Annotated in this window: 11 protein-coding genes and 1 pseudogene; 6 read left to right on the top strand and 6 right to left on the bottom strand. The window is 74.6% G+C overall.

Annotation, left to right across the window (positions count from 1 at the left end; all coding sequences use genetic code 11):
- Window positions 1–22: 22 nt before the first annotated feature.
- The gene (locus IF45_RS0130710; RefSeq protein ID WP_030310856.1) at window positions 23–1,294 is read right to left on the bottom strand and encodes a sensor histidine kinase; all 1,272 of its coding nucleotides are present in this window, start codon (window positions 1,292–1,294) and stop codon (window positions 23–25) included.
- Between the two features lie 390 nt (window positions 1,295–1,684).
- Between IF45_RS0130710 and IF45_RS0130705 the strand changes: the two genes are divergently transcribed.
- Window positions 1,685–2,260, top strand: a complete 576-nt coding sequence (locus tag IF45_RS0130705; protein ID WP_030310855.1) for a GlcG/HbpS family heme-binding protein — start codon at window positions 1,685–1,687, stop codon at window positions 2,258–2,260.
- 31 nt (window positions 2,261–2,291) lie between these two features.
- Entirely contained in the window at window positions 2,292–2,912 is a 621-nt protein-coding gene (locus IF45_RS0130700) for an ankyrin repeat domain-containing protein (protein ID WP_018893691.1), read from the top strand.
- A gap of 41 nt (window positions 2,913–2,953) precedes the next feature.
- Here the strand turns inward: IF45_RS0130700 and IF45_RS0130695 are convergent, their stop codons facing one another.
- The gene (locus IF45_RS0130695) at window positions 2,954–3,361 is read right to left on the bottom strand and encodes a RidA family protein (protein ID WP_003949595.1); all 408 of its coding nucleotides are present in this window, start codon (window positions 3,359–3,361) and stop codon (window positions 2,954–2,956) included.
- 165 nt (window positions 3,362–3,526) lie between these two features.
- Between IF45_RS0130695 and IF45_RS0130690 the strand changes: the two genes are divergently transcribed.
- Window positions 3,527–3,907 (top strand): winged helix-turn-helix transcriptional regulator, encoded by a 381-nt coding sequence (locus IF45_RS0130690; RefSeq protein ID WP_003949596.1) that lies wholly within the window; start codon window positions 3,527–3,529, stop codon window positions 3,905–3,907.
- A 3-nt stretch (window positions 3,908–3,910) separates the two neighbouring features.
- On the opposite strand, the gene IF45_RS0130685 is transcribed toward IF45_RS0130690, so the two are convergent.
- The 3 genes from IF45_RS0130685 to IF45_RS0130680 form a co-directional block, all read right to left on the bottom strand.
- Complete coding sequence (locus IF45_RS0130685; protein ID WP_030310854.1) at window positions 3,911–4,603, bottom strand: hypothetical protein; 693 nt, start codon at window positions 4,601–4,603, stop codon at window positions 3,911–3,913.
- A 156-nt stretch (window positions 4,604–4,759) separates the two neighbouring features.
- Window positions 4,760–4,864 carry a DUF397 domain-containing protein gene (locus IF45_RS34505; protein ID WP_234479791.1) on the bottom strand — a complete coding sequence of 35 codons (105 nt, stop codon included), beginning with the start codon at window positions 4,862–4,864 and terminating at the stop codon, window positions 4,760–4,762.
- On the bottom strand, window positions 4,839–5,780 hold the full coding sequence (locus IF45_RS0130680) for a helix-turn-helix domain-containing protein (RefSeq protein ID WP_015507478.1): 942 nt from the start codon (window positions 5,778–5,780) through the stop codon (window positions 4,839–4,841). The genes IF45_RS34505 and IF45_RS0130680 overlap by 26 nt, the downstream gene beginning before the upstream one ends.
- A gap of 186 nt (window positions 5,781–5,966) precedes the next feature.
- Here IF45_RS0130680 and IF45_RS0130675 point away from each other — a divergent pair, with 186 nt between their 5' ends.
- Genes IF45_RS0130675 through IF45_RS0130665 form a run of 3 tightly spaced genes read left to right on the top strand, consistent with a single transcriptional unit; the run spans window position 5,967 to window position 7,502 of the window.
- Complete coding sequence (locus IF45_RS0130675) at window positions 5,967–6,161, top strand: hypothetical protein (protein ID WP_003949599.1); 195 nt, start codon at window positions 5,967–5,969, stop codon at window positions 6,159–6,161.
- Window positions 6,162–6,164: 3 nt separating this feature from the next.
- The gene (locus IF45_RS0130670) at window positions 6,165–7,115 is read left to right on the top strand and encodes an MvdC/MvdD family ATP grasp protein (protein ID WP_030310852.1); all 951 of its coding nucleotides are present in this window, start codon (window positions 6,165–6,167) and stop codon (window positions 7,113–7,115) included.
- Between the two features lie 45 nt (window positions 7,116–7,160).
- Entirely contained in the window at window positions 7,161–7,502 is a 342-nt protein-coding gene (locus IF45_RS0130665; protein ID WP_165398031.1) for a hypothetical protein, read from the top strand.
- 12 nt (window positions 7,503–7,514) lie between these two features.
- Here the strand turns inward: IF45_RS0130665 and IF45_RS0130660 are convergent.
- Window positions 7,515–8,239: pseudogene (locus tag IF45_RS0130660) on the bottom strand (serine/threonine protein kinase); the annotation flags it as partial.

Here is an 8,239-nt window from a genome sequence, read left to right as displayed (position 1 = left end):
GTGGGGGCGGGCACGTGGGCTCCTACGGGGCGGGCGGGGTGGCAGGGGTCAGCGGGATCGTGGCGGTGAGGACCGCGCCCTCGCCCGGGGTGGATTCGATGGCGAGGGTGCCGCCGAGCTGGCGCAGGCGGGCGCGGATGGCGGGGAGGCCGTGGCCGCGCAGGGGGTCCGGGTCGCCCAGTGGGTCGCGCGTACCGCCGGGCTCGGGGGCCGGGAAGCCCCGTCCGTCGTCGGCCACGTCGAGGGCGACCGTGTCGTCGAGGCAGGTCAGGGTGAGGGCCGCCGTCCGGGCGCCGGAGTGTTCGCGGATGTTGGCGAGGGCGCCCTGGGCGGTGCGGAGGAGGGCGGAGGCGACCTGGTCGGGGAGGTGGGTGTCGGGGCCCTCGGCGTGGAAGCGGACGGTGAGGCCGTCGCGGGACTCGCGGGCGGCCAGGGTGGCGAGGGCCTGGGCGAGTCCGGCGCCCTCGGCGAGGTCGGCGGGGGCCAGGTCGTGGACGAGGCGGCGTGCCTCGGTGAGGCCGTGGGCGGCGATGGAGGCGGCGGTGCGGAGGTGGGTACGGGCCGCTTGGGGGTCGGTGTCCCACTGGCGGTCGGCTGCCTGGAGCAGCATGTTCTGGCTGGACAGGCCCTGGGCGAGGGAGTCGTGGATCTCGCGGGAGAGGCGCTGGCGTTCGGCGAGGGTGCCCTCGCGGCGTTCGGTGGCGGCGAGTTCGCGGCGGGTGCGGACCAGGTCGTCGATGAGGTGCTGGCGGCGGGTGGCCTCGCGGGTCAGGTAGACGAAGACGCCGGTGGCGAGGGCGGCGACGACCGGGGGGAGGAGGAGGTGGTTGGGGTCGAAGCCGTCGGCGAGGCGGAGTTCGGCGAGGACGACGAGGGTGGCCAGGGCGGTGACCAGGGCGACGGCCGAGCGGGTGGGGAGCAGCCGCAGCGCGGTGTGGATGAGGGGGACCGCGCACCAGGCGAAGCTCGGCGCGAGCAGCACGACCACCACCCAGCAGGCGACGACCACGGCCAGCCGTACGCGTCCGGCGCGCCGGCTCCCGGGCCGCGCCTGCCCGGCCACCTGCACCACGGCGAGGACCACGCTGAGCCCGACGATCCAGGGCAGCCGGTCGCTGTCGCCGTGCTTGAGGACGTAGCGGAGCAGGGCGCCGGCGAGAAGGACGACGAAGGCGGTGGTGAGGAGGGCGGAGAGCCACCGGTCGTCCCGGGTCTGGGCGCCGGGTGCGAAGGCGCCGGAGGCGGGGGCACCGGGGGAGGGCGGTGGCTGGAGGTCGTCGTCGGGGTGGCGCATGGGGTGGGGCCTGGCCTTCGGTGGTGCGCGGGCGGGGGTGGGGGCGTTCCGTGCGGTACGGGGTCCCGCGGGCCCGGGTTCGGCGGCCCCGTCCTGCCCGCGTGAGCCGGGGCTTCCCGCATCATCGCCCCGGGCCCGGCGGGGCGCATCAGCCGATCGGCTGACCCGCGTGTCGCCCGTCCGGCAGGCCGGTCCGAGCCGGGCGGAGGACGGGTGCCGGCGCGCCCCGGAACCAGGATGGAAGCAGGCCGACGGCCCGGAGACCGGGAGCCCCGGCGGCCCGCAGGGTCCCCCCGGCGAACGCGTCACGGGCCCCGGCCGACAGCCAACCCCCCCACATTCCCTTCCCTTCCGTACCGGCCCGTGCGGCCGCCCACCCGAGGAGTCCCCATGTCCCTCTCCACCGCCTTCCGCTCCACCCGCACCCGCGTGCTCACCGGCTCGGCCGTGGTCGTCGCACTCGGTGCCGGGGTCTTCGGCACCGTCTCCGCCAGCGCGGACACCGCTCCGGCGGCGAAGCCCGCCGAGGCCCAGGCCGCCGCCGACGCCTCCGGGCGTAACGTCACGCAGACCTCGCACCTGACGATCGCCGCCGCCACCAAGGCCGCGCAGGCCGCTCTCGACGCGGCGGGCAAGGAGAAGCAGAAGGTGTCGGTGGCCGTGGTCGACCGGGACGGGCGGGCGCTGGTGACGCTGCGCGGGGACGGCGCGGGTCCGCAGTCGTACGAGGCGGCGCAGGAGAAGGCGTTCACCGCCGTGTCCTGGAACGCGTCCACCTCCGAGCTGGTCAAGCGGCTCGACAGCGCGCCCACGCTCAAGGACATCCCCGGCACCCTCTTCCTCGCGGGCGGCGCCCCCGTCACCGTGAAGGGCGCCCCGGTCGCGGGCATCGGTGTGGCCGGCGCCCCCAGCGGCGACCTGGACGAGAAGTTCGCCAAGGCCGGTGTCACCGCCCTCTTTCGCTGACCCGGAGAGGGCGCGGAAGAACGGAGGAGCCGTGTCGCGGCAGGAGCAGAAGAAGGCCGAGGCCCGGCTGATCGAGGCGGCCGGGGCGGGTGACGCCGAGGGCGTGAAGGCGGCGCTGGCGGCGGGCGCGCGGACCGAGGTGAGCGACGCCTCGGGGCGTACCCCGCTGCTGCTCGCCTCGCTCGGTGACCATGTCGCGGCGGCCCGGGCGCTGGTCGAGGCCGGGGCCGATCCGGACGCGCAGGACGACCGGGACGACAGTGCCTGGCTGGTCACGGGGGTCACCGGCAGCGTCGAGATGATGCGGACGCTGCTGCCGGCCGAGCCGGACCAGACCCTGCGGAACCGGTTCGGCGGCACCGCGCTCATCCCGGCCGCCGAGCGCGGGCACGTGCCGTACATCCGGGCCGCGTTGCGGGAGGCGTCGATGGAGGTGGACCACGTCAACGGCCTGGGGTGGACGGCCCTGCTGGAGGCGGTGATCCTCGGCGACGGGGGAGCGGACCACCAGGAGACCGTCCGTCTGCTGCTCGCCGCCGGGGCCACCCCGGACCTCGCCGACCGGGACGGCGTCACCCCGCGCGAGCACGCCGAGCGGCGCGGCTTCGACCGGATGGCGGAGCTGCTGCGGAAGGCGGAGGCCGCGGGCTGAGCCCTCGGTGAGCCCCTGCGGCCGGGGCGGGGCGGCGGTGGTCAGTCCAGGACCGCCGTCGCCTCCACCTCGACCAGGTGCTCGGGCACGTCCAGCGCGGCGACGCCCACCAGCGTGCCGGGCGCGGCCGGGGTCTCTCCCAGCCGCGCGGTGGCGCGGGCGACCCCGTCGAGGAAGTGCGGCATCTTGTCGGGCGTCCAGTCGACGACGTACACGGTGAGCTTCGCGACGTCCGCGAAGGTGCCGCCGGCGGCGGTGAGGGCGGTGTGGACGTTGAGGTAGCACCGTTCGACCTGGGCGGCGAGGTCGCCCGCGCCGACCGTGGCGCCGTCCGCGTCCCAGGCCACCTGCCCGGCGACGAAGACCAGCCGCGACCCGGTCGCCACGGCCACCTGCCGGTAGGCACCGACCTTCGGCAGTCCCTCGGGGTCCACCAGGGTGATCGCCATGCTGCCGTCTCCTTGTCGTCGTACGTCCGCGTGAGCGTGAGCGTGGTGAACGTGGTGGGCGGGGGCGAAGGCCGGGCGCGCCACGGTCACGTGTGGTTACCCGGGAACCGTAGGAGAGTCCCCGCTGACAAGGAAGAACGCACTTTTCGGTGACGGGGGAACCTGATGGTGACCAAGCAGCTCAGCGGCACACCCGAGGACGCGGACCTGAGCCGCGCCGACTCCCTGGCGCGCGAGATCTTCTCGGAGGTCGCCAACAAGTGGGCGCTGCTGATCATCGACGCGCTCGGCGAGTCCACCGTGCGGTTCAGCGAGATCCGCGACCGGGTCGAGGGCATCAGCCACAAGATGCTCACCCAGAACCTGCGCATGCTGGAACGGAACGGCCTGGTGGAGCGTTACGTGCACCCGACTGTTCCGCCCCGCGTCGACTACACCCTCACCGAGCCGGGGCTGGCCCTGCGCGAGACGACCCACCTGATGTGCGCGTGGACGCAGCGGTACCTCGGGCACATCGAAGGGGCGCGGGGGCGGTTCGAGGGCTGACGGTCAGGTGAGCAGGCCGAGCGCGTCCAGGGAGGTCCCGGAGGCCCACTGCTGCAACTGCCGCCCGTCGACGAGGTGGTCGCCGCCCGGCCGGGAGGCCCATTCGATCTCGGCGGGGCTGTACGTGCCCATGCTGATCACGACGCGGATCACCCGGTCGTCGGCGGGGCCGCCGGGCTCGCGCAGGGTGGCGGGGCCGCCCGGGGGTTCGGCCGCGTCGGGGCCGCCCTCGACCGGGCGGAACGAGACGTCGAGGCGGCGGTCGCGGCGGTCGCGGGCGTAGAGGCGGGGCCGGCCGTCCTCGGGCATGGGCAGGACGTGCCAGCCGTCGCGGCGCAGGATGCGTTCGGCGGCGACGGCGAGGCCGTGGTCGTCGAGGACGGCGAGTTCGGCGGGGGTGTAGCGGCCGCCGCGCCGGCGGACCACCGCGCGCCGCCAGGGGACGCCGACCAGGGTGGCGGCGGCGAGGAGGAGGGCGCCCAGGAGCAGGGCGCCGAGGCCGTAGGCCCGGTAGAGCCAGGCGAGGCCGATCACGGGGCCGGCGGTGACGAGGACCATGCCGAGGAAGCCGGGGAGTATGTCGCGCAGTCCGGGACCGGCGCGGCCCTGGGAGCGCAACTCGGCGACGGTCTGGCGGCGTTGCGAGCGGCGCGAGGGGGTTGGGGGCCGGTTGTCCTGCTGCCGCTGCTCGGTCACCGCCGACTCCCCCTCACCCGGCGTGCGCCGCCTCTCCGGCAGGCGAACCGTTTCGCCTGCGCGCCCCACCCTCGCACGCGGCCTGTGCCCCTGCCCGCCCCGGGGCCGCCCGGGCGTACCGTGCGGGCGCGCCGACCAGCCCCCGGCGGACGGGACCTAACCCCGCGTCACCCGCAGGAACACCCGCCACGCCCGGTCCGAGACCCGTACCGTCCCGCGGCCCGGGTCCTTGCTGTCACGTATCGGAACCAGGCCGGGCAGGTCGTCGCGGACCTCGACGCAGTCCCCACCCTGCGTGTTGCTGTAGCTGCTCTTGCGCCACGGACCGGCGACGCCGTCGGGAGACGCGAGTGACACCGTAGGAGCCCTCCAACACGTTGCGGATCATGGCTGCGGACGCATGGGGTGAGAGCGCCTGGGCGTGAAGCTGATCGAATGCTAGCCCGTAGCCCGCGGCCGCCTCGGGGTCGTCGATCAGCTCTCCGGAGTGGGAACTTTCCAGGTAGGCGACGTCGGGGCGGCGGTCGAAGCTGAGGACGGTGACCGAGCCGCCGAGCGCCGGGTGCACCCCGGCGGAGAAGGGCAGTACCTGGAGCGAGACCCGTTCCGTCTCCTGCATGTGCAGCAGGTACGTCAGCTGTTCCCGCATCACCTCCGGCTGCCCGATCGGTCTGCGCAGCACGGACTCGTCGAGGATCGCCCAGAAGTACGGCGGGGACTCCCCGGTGAGCAGCAGCCGCCGCTCCAGCCGGGCGCGTACCAGGCTCTCCAGGGCGCCGCCGACGCTGGGGCGGGCCGCGGCCAGCAGGGCGCGGACGTAGCTCTCGGTCTGGAGCAGGCCCGGCACGGTGGCGGCCATGTACTTGCGCATCCGGGTGGCGCGCTGCTCGAACCGCATGAAGGCGCGCGACCAGTCCGGGTACGGGGTGCGCTCGATGTGCGCCCAGAGCGCGAGGAGTTCGCCGTCGGCGTCGAGTGCCTGGTCGAGGAGTTGGCAGACCGTCTGGCTGGGGGTCTCGCGGCCGAGTTCCATCTGTGCGAGGCGGCCCTGCGAGGTCGCGCCCTTCGCGGCCAGCTCCGTCTGGCTCCAGCCCTTCGCTCTCCGCAGCCGGCGGATGCGCGCGCCGAGCAGTGCCGCGAGCGAGGCGGTGGGGTCCACGGACTTCGGCGCTGGCATCTGCCCCCCGGTCTGGGTAATCAGGAACGCGATTGATTACCGGATTGTCCCTACTTTCCCCACGGTCTGGGCACAAGTTCCCTTGACCGGACGTCCGGTCGGGCGGGCGCCGCACGGGGCGTCCGCGGCGCCACCCGCACCCCCGTTCGCGACCCGACAGAGGCCAGACGCCGAGGAGAGTGCACGATGACGATGACGCCCTTCGCCCTCCAGTACGCCCGCCCGCAGACCGGCGAGCCGGCGGCGCCCTACGCCTTCGACCAGGCAGAACAGGTCAACGTGCTGGCCGGCGGCGGGTACGCGGCCGAGGACACCGCGCTCCTCGCCCGGCTCGGCTCCACCGCCTCCACCGCCGGGAGCAAGACCCACTGGGACGACTGAGCGATGACCGTCCTCGTCCTGACCTGCGAGGAGGACGTCACCGCCGACGCGGTCGTGCTCCAGCTGCGCCGACGCGGCGTCCCGGTCCTCCGGCTCGACCCCGCGGAGTTCCCCGGCCGCGTCGACCTGGCCGTCCGCGTCACCCCGGACGGCCAGGTCACCGGCCATCTCGCCACGCCGGGCGGGCGGGTCGCCCTGGAGGAGATCCGCTCGGTGTGGGTGCGCCGCCCGGGGACGCCGGGGGCGCATGTCTCCGCCGAGCAGCGCGCGTGGATCACCCTGGAGTGTGAACGCGCCCTCTGGGGCGCCCTGCGCGCCACCGGCGCCCGCTGGATGAACGATCCGGACGCCCTGGAGCGCTCCCGTCACAAACTCTGGCAGCTGGCCACCGCCGCCCGCGCCGGACTGCGCGTCCCGGACACCCTCGTCACCACCGACCCCGACGAGGCGGCGCGCTTCCAGAAGACGTACGCGGACGCCGGGAGCGGTCTCGTCGTCAAGTCGGTGACCGGCCGTCACCCGCAGAATCCGCCGCTCACCCTGCCCACCGCCGCCGTCCCGCCCGAGGCCGACTTCACCGGCGTCGCGGCCTGCGCCACCTGCCTCCAGCAGCGCGTTCCCAAAGGCACCGACCTGCGGCTCACCGTCGTCGGCGACCGCTACTTCCCGGCCTACGTCACCCCGCGCACGCCCACCCTCGACTGGCGTTTCCTCCCCGCCGACGCCAGCACCTGGGTGGCCGGAGAGGTGGACGGCGCCTTGCGCGCGGCGGTGCGCCGCTACCTCCAGGAAGCCCAACTGGCCTATGCCGCCTTCGACTTCGCGATTGACGAGCAGGGCGATCCGTGGTTCCTGGAGGCGAACGCGGGCGGTCAGTTCCTCTTCGCCGAGATCGAGACGGGTATGCCCATGACAGAGGCGATAGCCGCCTGGCTGGCAATCCGACGGGAGTGAGTGATGGCGGGACGACTGCCGGACGAGCGCGAGTACCCTGCGCCCATGGGTTACTTCGACGACCTGTCCCCCGAGCGGACGTGGACGCCCCGCGTCTGCACCCTCTGCTGGGAGCCGTCCCGCCCGCTGGCCCTGATGTTCCCGGTCAAGTCCGTCCACTTCTGGCGGGTCACCGACGAAGAGGGCACCAAGCAGAAGCTCCGCCACGAGTCCCAGCAGTGGTTCGCCTGCGACCGCTGCAAGGAGTACGTGGTGGAGCACCGCTGGGACGAGCTGGCCGCCGAACTCGGGCACCCCGACGGCTACTTCGAACCGCTCGCCGAAGCCTGCCTCAACACCGGGTGGAGCTTCCGCAAGGGCGGCCGGACGGGTGAGCCCTCCGCCTGACCCGGGCCGGGCTCAGCCCGCCTTCGTGTAGGTCAGGGACTCCCCGGTCGCGTCGTTGACGCGGGTCAGGCGGCCGTCGCCGTGCAGGGTGAGGGTGGTGGACTCGCCCGAACTGCACGAGGTCATCGGCTCGCCGACCACCACCCGGGACGGGCCGACCCGCACCGGGCCACGGGAGTTCGGCACCTCGGTCAGCTCCGCCTGGAAGACGCAGCGGTACGCACTGGCGCTGCCCTGGATCGGCCCGGTCGCGGTGAGCGAGAGGACGGTGTCGCCCACCTCGCCCTGCCGGAGGACGAGGCGCCGCTCGTCGGCGGTGCCGATGGTGGTGGTCCAGGTGCCCAGGAAGGCGGCGGGGACGGTGTCCCCCTCGCCCTCGTCGGCATCGTCGGCATCGTCGTTGTCGCCGGAGGGCGTGCCCTCGGCCGGGGTGGTGTCGCCGCTCGGGGTGCCGGAGCCGCCCGGGTCGGCGGAAGCGGTGGGCGAGGGCAGCTTCGGGTCGTTGGCCAGGTCGTCGCCGTCGCTCCCGTTGAGGAAGGCGTACACCCCGGCGCCCGCGCCGAGGGCGACGATCAGCGCGACGACCAGCAGGAGGACCGTCGGGGCCCGGTCCCGCGCGGGCGCCGGGAGCGGAGCCGGGCCGTACGGCGGGGTGGGCGCCAGGCCCGGGTGCTGCTGGGACTGGGGGTAGCCGTAGGCGGGGTGGGGCCGGCCGTAGGCGTGGGGCGGGGTCGCGT

Source organism: Streptomyces albidoflavus (assembly GCF_000719955.1).
In the GTDB taxonomy this organism is placed as follows: domain Bacteria; phylum Actinomycetota; class Actinomycetes; order Streptomycetales; family Streptomycetaceae; genus Streptomyces; species Streptomyces albidoflavus.
Note: the sequence above shows the minus strand (reverse complement) of the source record. Positions and strands in the feature narration are given on the sequence as shown.

What these genes read in the sequence shown, in the direction of transcription:
- IF45_RS0130710 (WP_030310856.1), bottom strand. Translation starts at nt 1,294, where the DNA reads ATGCGCCACCCCGACGACGACCTCCAGCCACCGCCCTCCCCCGGTGCC.
- IF45_RS0130705 (WP_030310855.1), top strand. Translation starts at nt 1,685, where the DNA reads ATGTCCCTCTCCACCGCCTTCCGCTCCACCCGCACCCGCGTGCTCACC.
- IF45_RS0130695 (WP_003949595.1), bottom strand. Translation starts at nt 3,361, where the DNA reads ATGGCGATCACCCTGGTGGACCCCGAGGGACTGCCGAAGGTCGGTGCC.
- IF45_RS0130690 (WP_003949596.1), top strand. Translation starts at nt 3,527, where the DNA reads ATGGTGACCAAGCAGCTCAGCGGCACACCCGAGGACGCGGACCTGAGC.
- IF45_RS0130680 (WP_015507478.1), bottom strand. Translation starts at nt 5,780, where the DNA reads ATGCCAGCGCCGAAGTCCGTGGACCCCACCGCCTCGCTCGCGGCACTG.
- IF45_RS0130675 (WP_003949599.1), top strand. Translation starts at nt 5,967, where the DNA reads ATGACGATGACGCCCTTCGCCCTCCAGTACGCCCGCCCGCAGACCGGC.
- IF45_RS0130670 (WP_030310852.1), top strand. Translation starts at nt 6,165, where the DNA reads ATGACCGTCCTCGTCCTGACCTGCGAGGAGGACGTCACCGCCGACGCG.
- IF45_RS0130665 (WP_165398031.1), top strand. Translation starts at nt 7,161, where the DNA reads ATGGGTTACTTCGACGACCTGTCCCCCGAGCGGACGTGGACGCCCCGC.